The following is a 20,374-nucleotide window of genomic DNA, read 5'->3' as shown; positions in this document are numbered from 1 at the left end:
CCGGCGGTTTCCGCCCGCCGGAACGACCGGAACACCCGGAACACCCGTTACGACCACGGCAAGCAGCCGAGGCCGCCCCGGAACTCCGGGACGGCCTCGGCCTCAGAACCGCTCGCTGAACTGATTGAGCGTCAGTTCACCGTGTAGCTGTACGGGATCGCCGCGAGCACCGAACCGGTGGTGCTGAGGCTGTTGTTGGCGGTCGGCACGAAGGTCGGGCCGGACACCAGGTAGAGCACACCCTTGACCGTGCTGCCCTTCGGGCCGGTCGGGGTCACGGTCACCTGCAGCGAACCGCTGGCACCGGGGGCGACGGTCACCGGGGCGGCGGCCGGGGCCGAGGCGTTGACACCGGAGGCGTACGGGTCACCGGTGCTGGAGGTCAGCGCCGGGTCGAAGGCCAGGGTGTGCGCGGTGGCGCTGATGCTGGAGGTGCCCTTCGGCGCGCCGGCCGGCCCGAACGGGCCGATCTGCTGGACGAAGGTGCCCCAGGAACCGGGGACGACCGGCTGCTCGGCGCTGCCCTTGGAGGTCACGGTCGAGATGGCCGAGCCGTTCTGGGCCTTCTTCAGGTCACCGAAGAGGTCCGGCGAGGCGGTGGTGGCGCTCAGCTCGATCTGCGCCGGCGTCGAGGACGCCGCCACGGCCTTGAGCTGGTCGGTGCCCGGGGGCACCAGGAAGCTCGGCACCGAGGAGGTCAGGCTCAGCGGCAGGTTGACGCTGGCCGAGGCACCCTGCGGCACCAGCGGCAGGTCGACGCGCTTGTCGAGGCGGCCGTCGGCCGCGATCGACTGGGTGGCGACCGTGTTGTTGGTGTAGTTCACGTTGACGGTGACCGGCTTGCCGGCCGCCAGCTTCGTCTTGGTGTCGTTCGGCAGACCGGCCGCGGTGGCCTGGTTCTGGTTGAACGCGATGGTGCCGGCGAAGTCCTGGGCGAGCTCCTGGCCGCTGACCGGGCCGAGCACGTTCAGGACGAAGCGCCAGTGGCCCTCGGCCGGGTTGATCGTGGTGGCCGAGACGCCGTTGGCGGAGCCGGTGACGTTGCCCTGGGCGTCGAAGAGGGCGTTGCCCTCGATGTCGACCGGGGTGCCGTTCGGGCTGATCAGGGCGCCCTGCATGAACAGGTTCGCGTCCTTGGCGACGGTCACGCCGACCCGCAGGTCCTTCTGGCCCTTCGGGACGTCGAAGCCGTAGGCGAACATCTGGGTCGGCGAGGAGCCGCGGCCGTTGCCACCGGTGATGGTGCCGGTGAAGGCGCCCTGGCCGTTGGTGACCGGGACGAGGCTGCGCAGCACGACCGGGACGCTGGTGCTGTTGCCGTTCGAGCTGGAGACGACGACCGCCTCGCTGCTGTCACCGCTGGTGGCCGGGGTGGTGAGCTGGACCTTGAGGGTCTTGGTCTCACCGGGCTGCACGTCGGTGCTGGTCGGGCTCACCGCGCCGGCCGGGACCGCGCGCTGGGTGGAGGTGCCGAGCTGGACGTCACCGGTGTAACCGGCCTTGCCCGCCGGGGTGTACAGGACCGCGGTCCACTCGCCGGCGGCCGGGTGCGGGACGTCCACCAGACCGAAGTTGGACGGCGTGGCGCCACCCTGCGGACGGGTGTTGGTCTCGAAGCCGCCCGACGGGTTGAGCAGCGTCATGCGGACCACGGGGCCGTTGGTGACCGGGTTCGGGCCACCGTGCCAGGCGATCGACGCCGCGAGGCGGTCGGCACCGGCCGGAACCGTGAACTTGACCTGCTTCTGCACCCAGTCCGCACCGTTGGTGGCGTACTTGAAGGTGTCGGCGGAGGCCGTGTCCAGCTTGACGGTCTGCTGGTTGTTGGCCAGCGGCGCGAAGCTGCGGGTGGTGGCGCTCACCGTCTGCGGCTCGTCACTGGTGTTGGTGACGGAGACGTCGGTGGTGTGGGTCGAGCCCGGGGCGCCGGCGATGCTCACCTGGCCGGTGTTCACCACGACGGTGTTGGCACCGTCGGTGCCGTCGCCGTCGTCGTAGCCGCGGGCGGCCTCGACGGCGGCCCGGACGTTCAGGAGGCCCGCGCCCTGCTCCTCGGCCGGAACGCCGAGGTCGGTGGCGGTGCCGGTGATGAACTTCTTCACCAGCGCCGGGGACGGGGAGTCGCCGCCGTGGGTGTCACGGTAGGCCTGGATGACCAGGGCCGCGGCACCGGTGACGAACGGGGCGGCCTGGCTGGTGCCGCCGAAGGGCTGGATGTTCGCGCCCTTGCCGTTGTAGTTGGTGCAGTCCGCGTACTTGGTGGTGTCCGCGGTGCACAGCGCCCAGTCCGACTCGCCCGGGGCGACCAGGTCGAGGGTCCGGCCGGCCATGGTGAAGCCGCCCGAGGAGAGCGCGGAGATCCGGCTGTTGCTCCAGGTCCCGTTGGAGAACTTGGCGGCCGCGTAACCGGTCTGCTGGTAGTTCTGGTTGTCCGTCGACGCGCCGACCGAGATCACGTACGGGTCGGTGGCCGGGGTGCCGATGGTGCCGCTGAGGCCCGCGTCACCGGTGGAGACGGCGATCGTGACACCGGCCTTGACGGCCTGCTCGTTGAAGAGCGCGATGGTGTCGTGGGCGCCGCTGTCCGGGGTGACGTTGCCGCCGAAGGACTCGTTCAGCACGTCCACGTGGGCGACCCGCACCGCGTAGTCGATGGACTGCAGGATCGACGAGTTGGACATCATCTCGCCGCCGGCCTTCAGGGCGACCAGGTCGGCGTCCGGGGCGAGGCCGCGGATCTTGATGTTGCAGCCGGCCGGCAGCGGGTGCGAGGCGTTGACGAACTGCGAGACGTCGTAGGTCTGACGGCCCTGGGCGATGACCGCCGAGGCGTCGCCGAAGGCCTCGGCGCCACCGCTCGGCGCGTTCCAGCCCTCACCCGAGAAGTCCTGGTAGTCGACCACGGCGTGCGAACCGTCGGCCCGGATGAAGTCCGGGTTGTTCGGGTCGAGCGCGTCGGCGATGTAGGCGACCTTGACGCCCTTGCCGGTGGCCAGGTTCTCCACGCCGGGCTTGCCGTTGCCGGAGTAGGCGTGGACCGAGTAGAGGCCCTCCGGCTCCAGCAGCGGCTTGCTCGGGTCGGAGGGGCAGACCGTGTTGGTCGCGTTCTCCTGGGCACCCTGGCCGTTGCTGCCCGAAACGGCCTGCGCGTCGTCGCCGGACTTGCCGGTCGTCGCGGCCGCGGTGTCCGCCTTCTTGGCCGCGGTCCCGGGGACCGGGGCGACCTGCACCTGGGTGTCGGCGACGACGGCGGCGACCGCCGGGTCGGACTGCAGCGAGGCGCGCAGGGCGGGGCTGACGGTGGCCGAGAAGGCGTTGCCGACCACGAAGGTCTTGACGTCGGTACCGCCGTTGGCCTTGACCTTCTTCAGCAGCGGCGCCTGCGAACTGGCGGTCTTCTGCTGACGGTCGCCGAGGTGGCCGTGGTCGGCCGGGGCGTCCGCAATCTGGTCCTTGAGGATCACGATCACCGGCGCCGGCGCCCCGTCCGCGGACGCCTGGGCGTGCTGCGGATCCTGGGCCGGAGCTGCGCTGGCAATGGTCCCGAGGCTCAGGACCATGGAGGCGGCGGTGACGGTGACGGCGGCTGCTAGCTGGGTCTTGCGCCAGCCGATCAATGGACATCCTTTCGTCTGATGAGACGTCAGGATGCACGGCTGAGCGCACCCGAATCCTGGTAGGACGCGTGGTTGCTCCGGACCGCGCGTCCCGACAGCGGACGCATTCCAGCGCATCCGCCACGACCACGACAAGGGGTTAAAACCCCATCAGAAAGTAAAAATGACCATCGGAAAGTAAAATACACAGTATAAATCGAGCCGGGTCCGCCCCAATTTTCACCGATCAGAGCCGGTCAGAGAACGGTGAGAACTGATCGATCCCCCTGCAAAGACCGACGTGGCGAACACTGGCCACCGGCGGAACATCGCCAACTGCTGACAACTTGTCGACATCGCGACCCTTCTTCCCCGTCGATCGCGGTCGAAACAGCGCACGGCGGGGCTCGCGCCGAGGCGCACGGCATGCAGAACGTCCCGGACGCCCGGAGAGTTCACGGGCGCCCGGGACGGTTTCCGGGCTTCAGCGACGCGCACGTTCAGGAGGAGGACGCCAACCGCTCCCGGGCGTCCGCCAGGTCCTCCTCGGTCGGCGCGTCGTCCTGGCCGAGCCGGTGGCGCCAGTACCCGGTGAAGTCGATGTTCTCCTTCGGCACCCCCTCCCCCTCGATCAGGAACCGGCGCACCGCCCGCACCGCCCCGGCCTCCCCGGCCAGCCAGACCAGGGGCTCGCCGCCCGGCAGCACGGTGTCCCGGAACTCCTCGACCAGCAGGCTGCCCGGCGCGGCGCCGTCCCGGTACAGCCAGCGCACCTCCAGCTCGGCGCGGCTGGTCAGCTCCTGACGCTCCGCCCGGTCCGCGACCTCGATCCAGACGTACGCCCGCTCCCCCTCCGGCAGCGCCTCCAGCAGCGTCGCGACGGCCGGCAGCGCGGTCTCGTCACCGGCCAGCAGCAGCCAGTCGGCGTCCTTCCCGGCCTCGGCGAACGGGACCGCCGGGGCGTACAGCGCGGAGGGGCCGACCATCCCGAGCCGGTCCCCCGGCGCGGCCCGCAGCGCCCAGGCGGCGGCCGGGCCGGCGTCGCCGTGCAGCACGAAGTCGATCTCGATCCGCCGGGTGCCGGGGTGCCGGCGGCGCAGGGTGAAGCTGCGCAGCACCGGGCGCTCGGCCTCGGGGATCGCCAGGTAGGCCTGGTACCAGCCCATCGGGTCGTCCTGTCCGGCGGGCAGCAGCGGCTCGCGCTGACCGGGGCGCGGGAAGCAGAGCTTGAGCTGCTGGTCGGGCGCGGTGCCCACGGTGTCGGCCAGTTCCTCGGCCTCGAAGGCGACCCGGGCGGTGCGCGGCGTGATCCGGTCGACCGCTACCACCTGGAGACGGGTGACGGGCAGTGTCATCGCGAAACCCCTTCACTGCGGAATGCTGATACCTTACGGCATAAAGAGTTGCTGCCGCGAGGATACTTTACGCCATAAGGAGATGCCGGGATGACCGTCTACGCCGGACAGGGGGACGCCCACCGTTCCCTCGCCCTGCTCTGGGGCCGACCCGACGAACCGCCCACCGGGCGCGGCGGACGCACCGGACGCAGCGGCCCCAAGCCCGGGCTGAGTACGGACACGATCGTCTCCGCCGGGATCGCGGTCGCCGACGCCGAGGGAATGGCGGCGCTGTCGATGCGCGCCGTCGGCGAACGGCTCGGCCGCACCGCGATGGCGCTCTACACCTACGTCCCCGGCAAGGCCGAACTGCTCGACCTGATGCACGACCGGGTGCTCGCCGAACTCCCGGCCCGACCGGCACCGTCGGACCACTGGCGGGACGCCGTCACCGCCTGGGCCGAGGAGTTGTCCGCCTGCTACCTGCGCCACCCCTGGGTGCTCCAGGTCTCGCAGGCCCGGCCCGTCCTCGGCCCGGCCGAACTCGCCGCGATGGAGCACCTGTTGAGCGCCCTGCGGCCGGCCGGGCTGGCACCGGAACGGCTCCGCGGGGCGGTCGCCGCGCTCTGGCAGTACGTCCGCGGCATGGCCGCCACCACCGCCGACGCGCGCGGCGCGGCGGCCGCCACCGGCGTCGCGGACGAGGAGTGGTGGCACACGCGGTCCGCCCGACTCGCCGAACTGGCACCGGACTTCGCGCAGCGCTTCCCGCTGCTGACCGCCCTGCAGAGCGCCGGCGGCGGCGGCGCGCCGGAGGAGAGCGGTCGGGAGGCCTTCCGGAGCGGGCTCGCGGTGCTGCTGGACGGGATCGCGGCGAGCAGCGCGACGGCCTGACCGGTCGGACCGGTCGGACCGGTCGGACCGGTCGATCGGACCGCCCGGCCGGGCCCTCCGTCCGGAGGGGTCAGCCCCGGCGGGCGGCCGGGATCGACAACAGCACGCCGAGCACCAGCAGGACGACGTACCCGACGGTCTCATGGCCGTCCGGCACCAGGAACCGGACGAACCCGAACAGCCGGAAGCCCCCGAGCCGGTCGGCCAGCAGGCCGGAACCGCCGCCCAGGATCAGCACGAAACCGAGGTAGCCGAGCAGGGTCTTCATGCCCCCGAGCCTAGGAAACCGGCGCCGCCCGCCCAACCGACTTTCGGCGCGACCCGGGCCCACCAAAGTCGCGACCCGGGCGGCCGCGGGTGGGCCCCGGCCTCGCCGGGTCCCGAACTCCGGACGGAGCAGCAGCGCACGGCGGCCCCGCGGCCCCGCCGGTACGTTCGCCGTGTGCAGTCAAAGCGTGTGCAGCAGAAACGCGTGCCGCGGGACCGCGTGCCGCAGAAGTCGCAGCAGTCCCCGTCCGTCGCCAGGATCGCGGCCGCCACCGCCGCCTCCGCCCTGGTGCTCGCCGCCGGAGCCCCGGCGGCCCTCGCCCAGGACGCCGCCTCCACCGTCGGCGGGGAGCGGCTCGGCCGCCCGGCCGTCCAGGTCGCGCCGCTCGCCGGGGCCCCCGCCCTCCCCACCGAACTCACCGGCCGCTCCTGGCTGATCGCCGACGCCGGCACCGGCGAGGTGCTCGCCGCCCGCAACGCCCACCAGCCGCTGCCCCCGGCCAGCACCCTCAAGATGCTGTTCGCGGACACCGTGCTGCCCAAGTTCGACCGGTCCACCGAGCACCAGGTCGCCCCGGCCGAACTCGCCAACCTGGGCGTCGGCAGCAGCCTGGTCGGCGTCAAGGAGAACCTGCCGTACCGGGTCGAGGACCTCTGGCGGGGCGTCTTCCTCAGCTCCGGCAACGACGCCGTGCACGTCCTGGCGCACATGAACGGCGGCGTCCAGCAGACCGTCGGCGAGATGCAGGCCCGCGCCCGCTCGCTCCAGGCCCAGGACACCAAGGTCGTCTCCCCCGACGGCTACGACATGGACGGCCAGGTCTCCTCCGCGTACGACCTCACCCTGTTCGCCCGGGCCGGCCTGCGCAACGCCGACTTCCGCTCCTACTGCGCCACCCGCACCGCCCGGTTCCCCGGCGGCCTGGACAAGACCACCGGGCAGCGCACCGCCTTCGACATCGCCAACACCGACCGGCTGCTCGGCAAGTACCCCGGCCTGATCGGCGTCAAGAACGGCTACACCACCAACGCGGGCGCCACCTTCACCGGCGCCGCCGAACGGAACGGCCGCACCCTGCTGGTCACCGTGATGCACCCCGAGGCGCAGGTCAAGGTCTACGACGAGGCCGCCAGCCTGCTCGACTGGGGCTTCGCGGCCGCGGGCAAGGTCCAGCCGGTCGGGCAGCTGGTCGAGGACCTCGGCGCCCCGAAGGCCACCGGCGGCCCCGGTGACCCCGGCGCCGCCGGTGCCGCGGGCGCCCCGCTCGGCGGCGACCCCCGGGCCGCCGCCGACCTCGACGCCGGGCTGCCGCCCTGGTCCCGTCCGCCGACCATCAGCGGCGACGACTCCGCTCTGACGCCCGCGCTGTGGACCGGCGCCGCGGTCGCCACCGGCCTCGCCGTCTGGGGCACCGCCCGCACCGCCGCCCGCCGCCGCACCGCGGCCCTCGCCGCCCGTCCGGCCCCCACCACGGCCACGGCCACCGGCGGCCCGACCGGCAGCGGATCCACCGGCGTCGGCGGCACCTCCGCGATCGGATCCACCGGCGTCGGCGGTCGCAGCCACCGGCGGCTCACCCGCCGCGCCCGCGCCCTGCTGCGCACCGTCCGCCCCCGCCGCCGCCCGTGACCCGCCGGGGCGGCGGACCCGAGGCCCTAGAATTCCGATCATGACCACGCCCGACCCCGCCGCCCCGGACCGGCTCGCCCGGATCGTCAGCCTCTCCGCCGGCAGCTACCTGCTCGTCACCACCTACAAGAAGGACGGCACCCCGGTGCCCACCCCGGTGTGGGTGGTCCGCGACGGCGAGGCCCTCGGCGTCTGGACCGTCGCGGACTCCTGGAAGGTCAAGCGGATCCGCAACCGCGCCGACGTCCTGGTCGGCCCCTGCGACGTCAAGGGCCGCCCGACCGGCGAGCAGTACCCGGCCACCGCCGAGCTCCTCTCCCCCGAGCGCACCGCCGCCTACCGCACCCTGCTGCGCCAGAAGTACGGGCTGCTCGGCGTGCTCACCCTGCTCGGCAGCCGGCTGCGCCGCGGCGAGCGCGGCACGGTCGGCATCCGGATCACCCTCGCCTGACCCGCCCTGACGGACCTCAGGGGTGCGGGTCCGCCAGCACGCTCGGCACGCCGACGAACTCCGACTCCGGGCCGAACCGTTCCTCCAGCGCGTCCGCCAGGGCGGTCAGCGCGGCCGCGCCGTCGCCCCGGTACGAGGAGCCGTGCATCACCGCCAGGGTGCGCGGCCGCAGATCGGCCAGGGCGCGCAGCGTGGTGGCGGCCGCGGTCAGGCAGGAGGTCTGGCGGAACAGCCGCTCGGACTCCAGGGCGGCCTCGACCAGGTCGGCCTCGGTCACGGCCGGACCGTTGCCGAGGTGGGTGAACAGGTCCCCGCAGAACAGGGTGCCGGTCTGCTCCTCGAACAGCACCCGCGCCTCCCAACCGTGCGGCACGTGCGGGGTGTTGATGTTGCGCAGCCGCCGGCGCACCTGCCGCCCGCCGAGGTCCAGCACCTCGCCGTCGTCCATCGGCACCGGCGGGCGGTCCGCGAGGTCGTTCAACGAGACCAGGCAGCCCAGCGTGTTGTGTGCCACCCGGGCGTGCGGGGCGGCCGCCAGGAACTCGTTCATCGCCCCGCACTCGTCCGCCTCGACGTGCCCGAAGGTGACCCAGCGCAACCGCTCCAGCGGCAGCACCCGGCTGATCGCCTCCGACACCACCGGGAACAGCTGCCGCATCCCGGTGTGGAAGAGCAGCGGCTCCTCGGCGTCGACCAGGAACTGGTTGAACGTGAATCCGGCGGGCGGGGCGATCTCCGGGACGTGGGTCGACACCCGGTAGATCCGCTCGGCGATCTCGTCGATGCGTGTCTCCATGGGCCCGTTGCCTACCCGTCCCCCGGACGGGCCCCCGGCAGGCGGCGCCGGACATGCCGCCGGGGTCGCCGGTTCGGCTGAGCCCCGGGCGGCCGGAAGCCCGGACGGCCGGGGGCGGTCAGTCGGTGCCGGGGGCGCCCGGGGTGCCGGTACTGCCGAACCGGCGGCGGTACTCGGTGGGGGTGGTGCCCAGGTGGCGGGCGAAGGCGCGGCGCAGGGTCTCGTCGCTGCCCAGGCCGCTGTGCCGGGCGGTGGCGGTGATGCTGTGCCCGTCCAGCAGCAGCTGCTGGGCGCGGTCCAGGCGGACCCGCTCGACCCAGCGGGCCGGGGTGGTGTGCAGTTCGGCCTGGAAGAGCCGGGTCAGGTGGCGGGTGCTGACGGCGGCGGTGGCGGCCATCGCGGGCAGGCTGTGGTCGGCGGCCGGGTCGGCGAGCACGGCGTCGGTGAGGGTGCGCAGCAGCTCGCCGCGGGCCGGCGGGGTGGCCAGCGCGGTGGAGAACTGGGACTGGCCGCCCGGGCGCTGCATGAAGACGACCAGTTCGCGGGCGATCTCCCGGGCGGTGTCGGGCCCGTGGTCGTGTTCGACCAGCGCGAGGGCGAGGTCGATGCCCGCACTGATGCCCGCGCTGGTGTGGTAGCGCCCGTCCCGCACGTGCAGGGCGTCGGGTTCGACCCGGACCCGGGGGTGGCGCAGTTCGAGGGCCCGGGCGTGCCGCCAGTGGGTGGTGGCGCGGCGGCCGTCCAGCAGGCCCAGCGCGGCCAGCACGAAGGCGCCGCTGCACACCGAGGCGACCCGCTGCGCCCGTTCGGCCAGGCTCCGCGCGGCGGCGAGCAGGGCTTCGTCCGGTCCGCCGTCCGGGCCCTCGGCGGCGAGGTGGTCGGCGCCGGCGACCACCAGGGTGTCCAGCGGCCCCACGTCCTCCGGTGCGGCGGTGGCGGCCAGCGCCACGCCGTTGGAGGCGGTGACGGTGCCGCCGGACGGGGACACCAGCACCGTCGCGTACGGGTGGCCGAGCCGCCCGGACTCGTGGAGCACCTCCAGCGGGCCGCTGACGTCCAGCAGGGTCACGCCGTCGAACACGAGGAAAGCGACCCGGCGCGTCATGTCCGGATCCGAGGGGTGGAGGTCTGTACGGACATGGCGCCAGCCTACCCGGCCGGGCGACGGTGGAGGAGTCCACCGATCGGCTCCCGAAGGAGAACACGACATGACCACCGGAACCACCGAGACCGTCGCCGGCGTACGGATCCCGGACAGCGCCCTGGCCCGGGAGGCCACCGAGCTGGTCCGGGACGCGGCCTCGCCGCTGATCTTCGACCACTCGCGCCGGGTGTACCTGTTCGGGGCGCTGCGCGGCGCCGAACAGGGCCTGGCGTACGACCCGGAGCTGCTCTACGTCGGGGCGATGTTCCACGACCTCGGGCTCACCGGGCGCTACGGCCGCACCGATCAGCGGTTCGAGATCGACGGCGCGGACGAGGCCCGCCGCTTCCTGACCGCCCACGGGATCGCCGACGAGCCGGCCCAGCGGGTGTGGACCGCGATCGCCCTGCACACCACCCCGGAGATCCCGCTGCACATGGCGCCGGAGATCGCCCTGGTCACCCGTGGCGTGGAACTCGACGTGCTGGGCCTCGGCTACCACGCCGTCAGCGCCGAGCAGCGGGCCGCCGTGGTCGCCGCCCACCCCCGGCCCGACTTCAAGAACCGGATCCTGGCCGCGTTCACCGAGGGCATCCGGAACCGCCCGGACAGCACCTTCGGCAACGTCAAGGCCGATGTGCTGGCGCACTTCGTCCCCGGCTTCGAGCGCGGCGACTTCGTCGAGGTCATCCGGGGCTCCGACTGGGCGGAGTGAGCCCGCCCCTTCGCCGTGGCAGGCTTGGCGGTCATGGAACAGGACGAGGCGGCGCCGCCGGCCCTGCTGGTGGTGGACGGCGCGAACGTGGTGGGCTCGGTGCCGGACGGCTGGTGGCGGGACCGGCGGGGCGCCGCCGAACGGCTGCGGGACGCGCTGGTGGCGGTCGCCGCCCGGGGCGTGCCGGAGCACCCCGGCCCGCTGGAGGTGGTGCTGGTGGTCGAGGGCGCGGCCCGGGGCGTGAGTGGCGTGCCCGGGGTCAAGGTGGTGTCGGCGGCCGGCAGCGGCGACGACCGGATCGTGGAGCTGGTCCGCGAGGCCCGCGCCGAACACCCGGCGCGGGCCTGCGTGGTGGTCACCGCCGACCGTGAACTCCGCGGCCGGGTGGGCACGTTGGGCGCGTCCGTGACGGGGCCGCGGAGCGTCCGGTCCTGAGCCGGCTCAGTCCTGGTGGACGGGCCGGATCTGGAGGGCGTTGATGCCCCAGTGGATCGACGGGTCCGAGGCGTGCACGGTGAACTGGAAATCCCGGCCCGGACGGGCGGGGATCTCCACCGAGCCGACGCCCACGGAGCCAACCGGGCACTGCACCGTGAAGTCGGCCGGGGCCTGGCCGCCGACGTGCACCCGCACCGAACCGCCGCCCCGGCAGCCGACGGTGACGGAGATCGGCAGCGTCTCGATCGCCGAGGCGGTCACCGCGCCGCCGTTCCCGACCCAGTCCGCGATCGAGAACATGGTGTCCTCGTCCGGGGTCGGCGGCAGGATCTGGCCCGTCCCCAGGTGGCCGAACGGCTCGTCCGGGCCGGACCCGTCGGTCGGCTGCGCCGACGCCGTCCCGAGCAGCGTCACCGACACCCCCAGCACCCCGGCCGCCATGGTCAGGGCGCGCGTCTTCGTCCGCTTCATGATCATCCCCCCGGATGTCCGTCGTCCGTGCCGGTGATCGGCACGCGCAGCGATCGTACGACGTCGAACGGCCGGGGCCGGTGGGGAGTGACGAGCACCACTCCGGACGACTCCGGCCGCACGGGAACCAACCGTTCCGGCCGTCCGACTGGTGGGGGGTGAATGCGAAGTCGCCGGGTGTCCGGCCGTTGAGTGTGCTGGCGGGGTTCGTCCTGCTGCTGGTGGTGGTGTTCGTGGTGGCGTACGCGGTGGGGCGGCAGGCCGGGCCGGTGGCGCCGGGGCTGACGCCGAGCCGGGGCGGCGGGTCCTCGCCCGGCATGGGTGGGCACGACATGGGCGGCATGCGGTGAGCCCGGTCGCGGGAGCGGACGCCGACGCGCTGGTGTCCACCGACCTGGCGGTCGGCGGGATGACCTGCGCCGCCTGCGTGGGCCGGGTCGAGAAGCGGCTGGGCCGGATCGACGGGGTGACGGCCGGGGTGAACCTGGCGACCGGCCGGGCCCGGGTGCTGCACCCCGCCGGGGTGTCCGCCGCCGAGCTGGTCGCGGCGGTCGAACGGGCCGGTTACACCGCCGAGTTGGCACCGGCCGGGGTGCCCGCCGGGATCGCCGCCGAGGAGCCGGACGAGCGGTGGCGGCTGCTGGTGACGGCGCTGCTGGCCGTCCCGGTGCTGGTGCTGTCGATGGTGCCCGGGCTGCAGTTCACCGGCTGGCAGTGGGTCTGCTTCGGACTGGCCGTCCCGGTGGTGACCTGGGGTTCGGCGGGCTTCCACCGGCGGGCCGGGCAGGGGCTGCGGCACGCCGCGGCGACCATGGACACCCTGGTCAGCCTGGGCGTCCTGGCCTCCTTCGGCTGGTCCGCGTACGCCCTGTTCCTCGGTGGCGCCGGGCAGTTGGGCATGCGGATGCCGTTCTCGCTGACCGCCGACGGCGGCGGCGCCGCGCACGTGTACCTGGAGGCGGCGGTCGGCGTACCGCTGTTCGTGCTGGCCGGGCGACTGCTGGAGGGCCGGGTGCGCCGCCGCAGCGGCTCCGCGCTGCGGGCGCTCGCCGAGCTGGGTGCCAAGCAGGTGTGCGTCCGGGCGGAGGACGGCGAGGAACGGCTGATACCGATCGAACTCCTGCTGCCCGGGCAGGAGTTCGTGGTGCGACCGGGGGAACGGGTGGCCACCGACGGGGTGGTGCTCGAAGGGGGTTCGGCACTCGACCTGAGTCTGCTGACCGGGGAGAGCGTGCCGGTCGAGGTCGGCCCCGGGGACCGGGTCGCCGGGGCGACGGTGAACGTCGGCGGCGCGCTGGTGGTCCGGGCCACGGCGGTCGGCGCGGACACCCAACTGGCCCGGATCACCGCCCTGGTGGCCGACGCCCAGGCCGGCAAGGCCCGGGCGCAGCGGCTGGCGGACGCGGTGGCCGGGGTGTTCGTCCCGTGCGTGCTGACGGTCGCGGTGAGCGTGCTGGGCTTCTGGCTGGGCGCGGGCGCGGCCCCGCAGGCGGCGGTGACGGCGGCGGTCGCCGTACTGGTGGTGGCCTGCCCGTGCGCGCTCGGCCTGGCCACCCCGACGGCGCTGCTGGCGGCCACCGGCCGGGGCGCCGAACTGGGCGTGCTGGTACGCGGACCGGAGGTGTTGGAGAGCCTGCGCCGGGTGGACACCGTGGTGGTCGACAAGACCGGCACGCTGACCACCGGCCGGATGGAGCTGACGGCGGTGACCGTCGCCGAGGACGGTGCGGAGCAGGAGGTGCTGCGGCTGGCGGGCGCGGTCGAGCACCGCTCGGAGCACCCGATCGGACGGGCCGTCGCGGCCGCCGCCCGGGAGCGCTGCGGGGCCCTGCCCCCGGTGGACGGCTTCGCCGCCACGACCGGCCTCGGGGTGTCCGGCACGGTCGAGGGCCGGGCGGTCCGGGCCGTCCGGCCGGACGGCGCCGAACTGCCCCCCGCACTCGACGCGGCGGTGGCGGCGGCCGGAGCGGCCGGCCGCAGCGCCGTCCTGGTGGAGCTGGACGGGCGGGCCGCAGCCGTGCTGGCGGTCGGCGACACCCTGCGCTCCGGCAGTTGGCGGGCCCTCCACCGGCTGCGCGGGATGGGCCTGGAGACCGTCCTGCTGACCGGCGACGGCCCCGGCGCGGCCCGGGCGGTGGCCGCCGAACTGGGCATCGAGCAGGTCCACTCGTCAGCCTCGCCCGAGCGCAAGGCCGAGGTGGTGGCCGAACTGCGCGCCGCCGGACGGACGGTGGCGGTGGTCGGCGACGGCGTCAACGACGCGGTCGCCCTGGCCTCGGCCGACCTCGGGGTGGCGCTGGCCTCCGGCAGCGACGCCGCGATCGGCGCCGCCGGACTGACCCTGGTCCGCGGCGAGATCGAGGCGGTGGTGGACGCCGTACGGCTGGCTCGGCAGACCCTCGCCACCATCCGGGCCAACCTGCTCTGGGCCTTCGGCTACAACCTGGTGCTGATCCCGCTGGCGGCCGTCGGACTGCTGAACCCGATGCTGGCGGCGGTCGCGATGTCGCTCAGCTCCCTGCTGGTGGTGGGCAACAGCCTGCGACTGCGCACCTGGGAACCGGGGCGCGGCCAGCGGAAGGGGGCCCGGCGATGAGGGCGGGCAAGCGACTCAAGGCGGCCGGCCCGGCGACGGCGTGGGCCGAGCGGCTCGGGACGGCCGAGCGGCTCAGGGTGGTCGGCCCGCCGGTCGGCGCGGCGGTGCTCGCGCTGGCCCTGCTCACCGGCTGGACGGCGGTCGGCGGCGCCGGACGCCCCCGCCCGGTGGTGGCCGACAACGGCTGGATGCTGCTGCCCACGGCGGGCGCGGCCCCGGCCACCGCGGCCTTCTTCACGGTCCGCAACCCGGGCGACGTGCCGGACGAACTCACCGGCGCCAGCTGGGAGTTCGGCGGGCCGATCACCCTCAAGCGGCACCTGCACCAGGGCTCGGCCGGCCGCTGGGAACCGGTCGCCGCGCTGCCCGTGCCCGGCCGGGGCGAACTGGCGATGTCACCGGAGGACGCCGACCTGATGATCGCCGCCCCGCCCCCGTTGCGGCCCGGCCAGCAGGTGGCCTTCACCCTCACTTTCCGCCACAGCCCGCCCCTGCAGCTCACCGCCGTGGTCCGCACGCCGGCCGACCGGCCGCGCTGAGCCGCGCCGAGTCGCGCTGAGCTGAGCTGAACCGTTTCGGCCCGGCCGCGGGGGGTCCCCGAGGCCGGGCCGAAACGCTGCGGGGCCCGTCACCCGTGCGGGACGACCGCCACCGGCGCCTCGGCGTGGTGCAGCGCCGCGTGGGCGACCCGGCCGAGCCGGGGTCCGAACTCGACCGGGCGGCGGCGCCGGCCGACGACCACCAGGGCGGCCCCGGCCGAGGACTCGACCAGGCCGCGGGCCGCGCCCAGGCGGACGTCCTCGACCACCGCGACCTCCGGGTGCCGCTCGCGCGGCCCGGCCAGGGCGAGCGACAGCAGCTTCGCCTCCAGGTCCTCCAGTTGGGCGACCTCACCGGCCGGGACGGCGCCGCCCGCGTAGCCGAACAGCGGGGGCAGGTCCCAGCCGTGGACGGCCCGGAGCCGGGCGCCGCGCAGGGCGGCCGCGCGGAAGGCGAAGTCCAGCACCTCCTCCTCGGGGGCGTGGGCGTCGACCCCGACCACCACCTCACCGGCGCCCGGGGAACCCGGGGAACCGGCGGCGCCCGCCTCCCGCACCACGACCACCGGCACCTCGCTGCGCCCGGCCACCGCCATGCTGACCGAGCCCAGCAGCAGCCCGGCGAAGCCGCCGTGCCCGCGCGAGCCGAGCACCAGCAGACCGGCGTCCGCCGCGGCCGCGACCAGCCCGTCCACCGGGGCGTCCAGGACGGCGTCGGTGTGCACGGCCAGGTCCGGGTGGTCCGCGCGGACCGCGTCGGCGGCCTCGGCCAGGGTGCGCTGGGCGGCGGCCGGCAGGTCGTCGGGCTCGGCGAAGGAGGACACCCCGTCGGTCAGCCACGGCCAGGCGTGCACCAGCCGCAGCGGGGCCCCGCGCCGCAGCGCCTCACCGGCGGCCCAACGGGCGGCGACGGTGCTCGCCGCAGAGCCGTCGACCCCGGCCACAACGGTTGACGTCATGAGAGTTCCTCCACTGGTTCGGCCACTGGTCCGGCTCCGGCGACGGTGCGCCCTGACGCCCCGTCCGTACTGCTCCGCCCCTCACCCTGCCCCCCGCCGGCGACCCGGCGCCAGAGGCCGCAAGCCCTGCGCGCACGGGACGAAAGACCCGCCCCCGGGCACCCTACGGGCGACCCCGCCCTGCACCCCGCCGACACCCGGGCACTACCGTGAGGACACAGCATTCCCGCTGGTCGGACGGCCCCGCGCCGCCCGGCCGGGCAAGCGGGCGGACGAGGAGGACAGCGGTGGGCGGAGCGGACGGCAGCGCGGCGGGCGGCGGCGCGCGGATGCCCCGACTGCGCCTGGACGAGCTGCTGGAGGAGCTCCAGTGGCGGATCGACGCGGCGCGCGGGACGCAGAACCGGGTGCACAGCCTGCTGGAGGCGGTGCTCGCGGTCGGCCGCGAACTGGACCTCGCCCAGGCGCTGCACCGGATCGTCGAGGCCGCCGTCGACCTGGTGGACGCCCGCTACGGCGCGCTGGGCGTGATCGGGCCGGACGGGCACACCCTGTCGCAGTTCCTGACGGTCGGTCTGTCCGAGGGCGAGATCGCGGAGATCGGCCCGCCGCCCTCCGGCCGGGGCATCCTCGGCGAACTGATCCGCCACCCGCAGCCGCTGCGCTGCCCGGTGCTCTCCGAGCACCCGGCCTCGGCCGGCTTCCCGCCCGACCACCCGCCGATGCACACCTTCCTGGGGGTGCCGGTGCGGGTGCACGGCGAGGTGTTCGGCAACCTCTACCTGACCGACAAGCGCGGCGGGCTGGACTTCGACGAGGACGACGAGGCGGTGATCTCCACCCTGGCGGTCGCCGCCGGGGTCGCCATCGACAACGCCCGGCTGTACGAGGAGGCGCAGCTGCGCCAGCGCTGGCTGCGGGCCAGCACCGAGATCACCCGCAGCCTGCTGTCCGGCGCCCCGCGCCTGGAGGTGGTGGAGCTGATCGCCCGTCGGGCCCGGGAGATCGCCGGCGCCGAGCTGGCGGACGTCTCGGTGGCGCTGGCCGGCCCGGAGGAGCGGGCCGAGGAGCTGGCGGTGGAGGTCGCGCTCGGCGCCGAGACGTCCGCGCGGCTGGGCGTGACGGTGCCGGTGGACGGCACCCTCTCCGGCGCCGCGTACTCCTCCGGCTCGCCCGCCACCAGTGACGACCTGGCCTGCGACCCGCGCTTCCCGGCCGGTCCGGCGGGCCGCTTCGACGGGCTGGGCCCGGCCGTCGCGGTGCCGCTGGGCACCGGTCCCGGGTACGGGCGCGGCGTGCTGCTGCTGGCCCGGGCGCAGGGGCGGCCGGCCTTCGGGCCGGAGGAGACCGGCCCGCTGCTGGGCTTCGCCGACCAGGCCGCGCTGGCCCTGGAACTGGCCGAACGACGGCGCGACGCCGAGCAGTTGAACCTGCTGGAGGACCGCGACCGGATCGCCCGGGACCTGCACGACCTGGCCATCCAGCGGCTGTTCGCCACCGGGATGACGCTGCAGAGCGCGGGCCGGCTGATCGAGAGCCCGGCCGCCGCCGACCGGGTCGCCCGCGCGGTGGCGGACCTGGACGAGACCATCAAGATCATCCGCTCGACCATCTTCGGCCTGCGCGCCCACAGCGAACCCGACCGCGGACTGCGCGCCCGCGCCACCCGGGTCGTCACCGAGGCGCAGGGCCCGCTCGGCCTCGCACCGCGGCTGAGCATGGAGGGCCTGCTGGACACCGACGTGCCGCAGGAACTCGCCGAGCACGTGGTCGCGGTACTGGCGGAGGCCCTCAGCAACGCCGCCCGGCACGCCCGGGCGACCCGGGTCGAGGTCACCCTGCGGGCGCTGGCCGGGCGGGTGGTGCTCACCGTCACGGACGACGGGGTGGGCATCCCCGAGGGCGGGCGGCGCAGCGGGTTGCGCAACCTCGCCGAGCGCGCCGAACGGGTCGGCGGGGTCTTCACCCACGGCCCGGCGGACGGCTCTGCGGGCGGCGCGGACGGCTCCGCAGGGAGCGCGGGCGGCGGTGAGGCCGGCGGGACCCGGCTGGTGTGGGAGGCCCCACTGGGCCGCTGAACCGCCCGGGTGAGCCACTGAACCCACCCGCGCGAGCCCCCGACCCGCCCGCACGAGCCCCTGACCCGCCCGCGCGGCTCCCGGAGCCGCCCGCCGCCGTACGGGGGAACTCCGCCACCGCCGCCGCGCCGCGCTCCCGGCCCCGGGCCGGGCCGCCCCTAGCCTGCTCGCGTTCCCCTTCCCGCCTGCCGCCACGCCCGGCGGCCGGCGGTGGAGCCAGCCGAGCACGAGTACGAGGACGGCCGATGGCCCACGAGTCACCCGCGACCGCCGCCCCGCCCCCGGGCACCGCCGAGGTCCCGTCCGCGCCGCCGCCCAGCGGGCCGGTGACGGCCCTGCGGCTGGCCGTGGCCGCGGCCGGCGCGCTGCCCGCCGTGGTGCTGCGGCTGGCCGGGATCCACCCCGCACCGGTGCCGGCCATGCTGCTGTTCGGCCTGGGCGTGCTGTCGGCGGCGCTGCTGCTGATGTGGGCGGCGGAGACGGCCCGGGCGGACATCTCCGGTCCGCTCGCGCTGGCCCTGCTCGCCTTCATCGCCGTCCTGCCCGAGTACGCCGTCGACCTCTGGTTCGCCTACACGGCCGGCACCCGCCCCGAGTACGCCGCCTACGCGGCCGCCAACATGACCGGCGCCAACCGGCTGCTGGTCGGCATCGGCTGGCCGCTGGTGGCCCTGGCCGGGTACTTCGCCGCCCGTCGCCGGGGCGCCGCGCCGGGGATCACCCTGCGCGAGCACCGCCGGATCGACACCGCCTTCCTGGGCGCCGCCGCCCTGGTGGCCTTCGTGATGCCGGCGACCCGGCAGATCTCCTGGGCGCTGTCGGTGGTGCTGATCGCCTGGTACGCCTACTACCTGTTCCGGATCAGCCGCTGCAGCGAGACCGACGAGGAGGAACTCCTCGGCGTCCCGGCCCGGTTGGCGCTGCTGCCGGCCCGCCGCCGGCAGGCCGTCACGGTGCTGGTGTTCGTCGCGGCCGCGGCCGTGGTCTTCGCCTGCGCCGAGCCCTTCGCCACCTCACTGGTCGACGCCGGGTCCTCGCTCGGCATCGACCGCTTCCTGCTGGTGCAGTGGCTGGCCCCGCTGGCCTCCGAGGCCCCCGAACTGATCGTCGCGGTGGTCTTCGCCTGGCGGCTGCGCGGCGACGACGGGCTGGGCGCGCTGCTCTCCAGCAAGGTCAACCAGTGGAGCCTGCTGATCGGCTGCCTCCCGCTCGCCCACCTGCTGGGCGGCGGCCCGGCCTCGCTCCCGCTGGTCGAACGCCAGGTGGACGAGGTGCTGCTGACCGCCGCGCAGACCGTCCTCGCCGTCGTCCTCCTGCTGGACCTGCGCTTCCAGCCGTGGAAGGCCGGGCTGCTGTTCGTCCTCTTCGTCGCGCAGTTCGCCCTGCCCGGCGAGTCCGCCCGGCTGGTCCTGAGCGGGGTCTACCTCGGCCTGGCGGTGCCGCTGCTCGCCGTCCGGCTGCGTGAACTGCCGCCCACGGTACGGGCCCTGGCGGGCCGGATCGCGGGCGATCCGCACTGAAGCCGCACTCCCCCGCGCTGCCCCGCACCGCCCCTACGCGCTGCGCCCAGCGGGCGGGCGGCGCGGCCAGGAAGCCCGGCAGGTGTTCGGTGAACTCCTCGGGGCGTTCCGTGCTCGGGTGGTGGCAGGACCCTCAGCCGCGGAAGGCGAGCAGGCGGTAGCGCGGGTCGGGGCGCGGGGCGTCCTGGTCCGGCAGGGCCGCCAACGCCCGTACCGTGGCGGCGAGTTCCGCGGGCTCCCGGCACCACGGGAGCCGGCCGCGCTCGGCGGCCTCCCGCCAGGCCCGGGGGCTGCGTCCCTGGCCGAGGCCGGGGAACGACGTCTCGCCCACGGGACGCAGGCCGAGCGCGGTGGCCCGGGCGGTCAGCAGGTCGGCGGCGTCCGTCGCCCGCGGGGCGTGGCGGCGGCGCAGTGCGGCGGTGGCCTCGGCGAGGTCGCTCGGCGCGGTGAAGTACGCGTCGTTCTTGTCCGCCGTGGTGACCAGCACCCCGCCCGGGCGCAGCACCCGGCGGGCCTCCGCCAGCACGGGCGCGGCGTCGGGCAGCAGGTGGAGCAGCCAGACCAGCAGCACGGCGTCCACCGAGCCCGCGCGCAGCGGCAGTTGCGCGGCGTCCGCGCACAGCACGGCGCCGGGCAGCCGGCGCGCCGCGAGCCGCAGCATCCCGGGTGAGCGGTCGGCGCCCAGGACGGTCCGGCCGGGCCGGAGCAGCCGGGCGGTGACGATGCCCGTGCCGCAGGCGACGTCCAGCACCACCCGCGCACCGACCGGCAGCAGCCGTTCGACGGCCGCCGCGGCGACCCGGGCCCGTGGTTCGCCGCCGCGCGAGGCGTCGTAGTCGCGCGCCTCGGCGTCGTAGTCGAGCATCGGCCGCCTCCGTTCCGGGCGTAGTCAAGCGAACCGGAGGGCGGTCGGGCAAGTACCGCGCACGGATCGGTCGGCGGC

The 20,374-nt window shown here is 75.1% G+C and carries 18 protein-coding genes; 10 read left to right on the top strand and 8 right to left on the bottom strand.

Annotation, left to right across the window (positions count from 1 at the left end):
• Window positions 1-131: 131 nt before the first annotated feature.
• Window positions 132-3,617: a S8 family serine peptidase gene (locus tag ABTZ03_RS13640; protein ID WP_350513094.1), complete on the bottom strand. Its 3,486-nt coding sequence runs from the start codon at window positions 3,615-3,617 to the stop codon at window positions 132-134.
• A gap of 479 nt (window positions 3,618-4,096) precedes the next feature.
• Window positions 4,097-4,951: a siderophore-interacting protein gene (locus tag ABTZ03_RS13635; protein WP_350513093.1), complete on the bottom strand. Its 855-nt coding sequence runs from the start codon at window positions 4,949-4,951 to the stop codon at window positions 4,097-4,099.
• A gap of 90 nt (window positions 4,952-5,041) precedes the next feature.
• Here ABTZ03_RS13635 and ABTZ03_RS13630 point away from each other — a divergent pair, with 90 nt between their 5' ends.
• The gene (locus ABTZ03_RS13630; protein WP_350513092.1) at window positions 5,042-5,827 is read left to right on the top strand and encodes a TetR/AcrR family transcriptional regulator C-terminal domain-containing protein; all 786 of its coding nucleotides are present in this window, start codon (window positions 5,042-5,044) and stop codon (window positions 5,825-5,827) included.
• 70 nt (window positions 5,828-5,897) lie between these two features.
• Here the strand turns inward: ABTZ03_RS13630 and ABTZ03_RS13625 are convergent, their stop codons facing one another.
• Window positions 5,898-6,095 (bottom strand): hypothetical protein, encoded by a 198-nt coding sequence (locus tag ABTZ03_RS13625; protein ID WP_350513091.1) that lies wholly within the window; start codon window positions 6,093-6,095, stop codon window positions 5,898-5,900.
• Window positions 6,096-6,299: 204 nt separating this feature from the next.
• Between ABTZ03_RS13625 and ABTZ03_RS13620 the strand changes: the two genes are divergently transcribed.
• Window positions 6,300-7,724, top strand: a complete 1,425-nt coding sequence (locus ABTZ03_RS13620) for a D-alanyl-D-alanine carboxypeptidase family protein (RefSeq protein WP_502894457.1) — start codon at window positions 6,300-6,302, stop codon at window positions 7,722-7,724.
• A gap of 40 nt (window positions 7,725-7,764) precedes the next feature.
• Entirely contained in the window at window positions 7,765-8,175 is a 411-nt protein-coding gene (locus ABTZ03_RS13615; protein ID WP_350513090.1) for a PPOX class F420-dependent oxidoreductase, read from the top strand.
• Window positions 8,176-8,191: 16 nt separating this feature from the next.
• Here ABTZ03_RS13615 and ABTZ03_RS13610 read toward each other — a convergent pair whose 3' ends face one another.
• Window positions 8,192-8,971 (bottom strand): oxygen-binding di-iron domain-containing protein, encoded by a 780-nt coding sequence (locus ABTZ03_RS13610; RefSeq protein ID WP_350513089.1) that lies wholly within the window; start codon window positions 8,969-8,971, stop codon window positions 8,192-8,194.
• A gap of 118 nt (window positions 8,972-9,089) precedes the next feature.
• Window positions 9,090-10,076: a GlxA family transcriptional regulator gene (locus ABTZ03_RS13605; protein WP_350513088.1), complete on the bottom strand. Its 987-nt coding sequence runs from the start codon at window positions 10,074-10,076 to the stop codon at window positions 9,090-9,092.
• 103 nt (window positions 10,077-10,179) lie between these two features.
• Between ABTZ03_RS13605 and ABTZ03_RS13600 the strand changes: the two genes are divergently transcribed.
• Entirely contained in the window at window positions 10,180-10,830 is a 651-nt protein-coding gene (locus ABTZ03_RS13600; protein WP_350513087.1) for an HD domain-containing protein, read from the top strand.
• A gap of 33 nt (window positions 10,831-10,863) precedes the next feature.
• On the top strand, window positions 10,864-11,265 hold the full coding sequence (locus tag ABTZ03_RS13595; RefSeq protein ID WP_350513086.1) for an NTP pyrophosphohydrolase: 402 nt from the start codon (window positions 10,864-10,866) through the stop codon (window positions 11,263-11,265).
• A gap of 6 nt (window positions 11,266-11,271) precedes the next feature.
• Here ABTZ03_RS13595 and ABTZ03_RS13590 read toward each other — a convergent pair whose 3' ends face one another.
• Window positions 11,272-11,739, bottom strand: coding sequence for a hypothetical protein (locus ABTZ03_RS13590; protein WP_350513085.1), 468 nt, complete (start codon window positions 11,737-11,739; stop codon window positions 11,272-11,274).
• 188 nt (window positions 11,740-11,927) lie between these two features.
• Here ABTZ03_RS13590 and ABTZ03_RS13585 point away from each other — a divergent pair, with 188 nt between their 5' ends.
• The 3 genes from ABTZ03_RS13585 to ABTZ03_RS13575 are packed head-to-tail and all read left to right on the top strand — an operon-like array spanning window position 11,928 to window position 14,874.
• Window positions 11,928-12,089, top strand: coding sequence for a hypothetical protein (locus tag ABTZ03_RS13585; protein WP_350513084.1), 162 nt, complete (start codon window positions 11,928-11,930; stop codon window positions 12,087-12,089).
• A gap of 59 nt (window positions 12,090-12,148) precedes the next feature.
• Entirely contained in the window at window positions 12,149-14,335 is a 2,187-nt protein-coding gene (locus ABTZ03_RS13580) for a heavy metal translocating P-type ATPase (protein WP_502894461.1), read from the top strand.
• Entirely contained in the window at window positions 14,332-14,874 is a 543-nt protein-coding gene (locus ABTZ03_RS13575; RefSeq protein ID WP_350513082.1) for a copper chaperone PCu(A)C, read from the top strand. Before ABTZ03_RS13580 ends, ABTZ03_RS13575 begins: the two co-directional genes overlap by 4 nt.
• Window positions 14,875-14,963: 89 nt before the next feature.
• Here ABTZ03_RS13575 and ABTZ03_RS13570 read toward each other — a convergent pair whose 3' ends face one another.
• The gene (locus ABTZ03_RS13570) at window positions 14,964-15,833 is read right to left on the bottom strand and encodes a universal stress protein (protein ID WP_350513081.1); all 870 of its coding nucleotides are present in this window, start codon (window positions 15,831-15,833) and stop codon (window positions 14,964-14,966) included.
• A 329-nt stretch (window positions 15,834-16,162) separates the two neighbouring features.
• Here ABTZ03_RS13570 and ABTZ03_RS13565 point away from each other — a divergent pair, with 329 nt between their 5' ends.
• Together ABTZ03_RS13565 and ABTZ03_RS13560 are read left to right on the top strand one after the other, a co-directional pair.
• Window positions 16,163-17,911, top strand: a complete 1,749-nt coding sequence (locus ABTZ03_RS13565; protein ID WP_350513193.1) for a sensor histidine kinase — start codon at window positions 16,163-16,165, stop codon at window positions 17,909-17,911.
• A 245-nt stretch (window positions 17,912-18,156) separates the two neighbouring features.
• A complete protein-coding gene (locus ABTZ03_RS13560) occupies window positions 18,157-19,431 on the top strand; it encodes a calcium:cation antiporter family protein (RefSeq protein ID WP_350513080.1) in 1,275 nt (424 codons plus the stop codon).
• A 133-nt stretch (window positions 19,432-19,564) separates the two neighbouring features.
• On the opposite strand, the gene ABTZ03_RS13555 is transcribed toward ABTZ03_RS13560, so the two are convergent.
• On the bottom strand, window positions 19,565-20,296 hold the full coding sequence (locus tag ABTZ03_RS13555; protein WP_350513079.1) for a class I SAM-dependent methyltransferase: 732 nt from the start codon (window positions 20,294-20,296) through the stop codon (window positions 19,565-19,567).
• Window positions 20,297-20,374: the final 78 nt, after the last annotated feature.

The organism is Kitasatospora sp. NPDC096077, from assembly GCF_040303245.1.
GTDB lineage: Bacteria > Actinomycetota > Actinomycetes > Streptomycetales > Streptomycetaceae > Kitasatospora.
The sequence above is the reverse complement of the archived record's forward strand: the minus strand, read 5'-3'. Positions and strand labels throughout refer to the sequence as shown.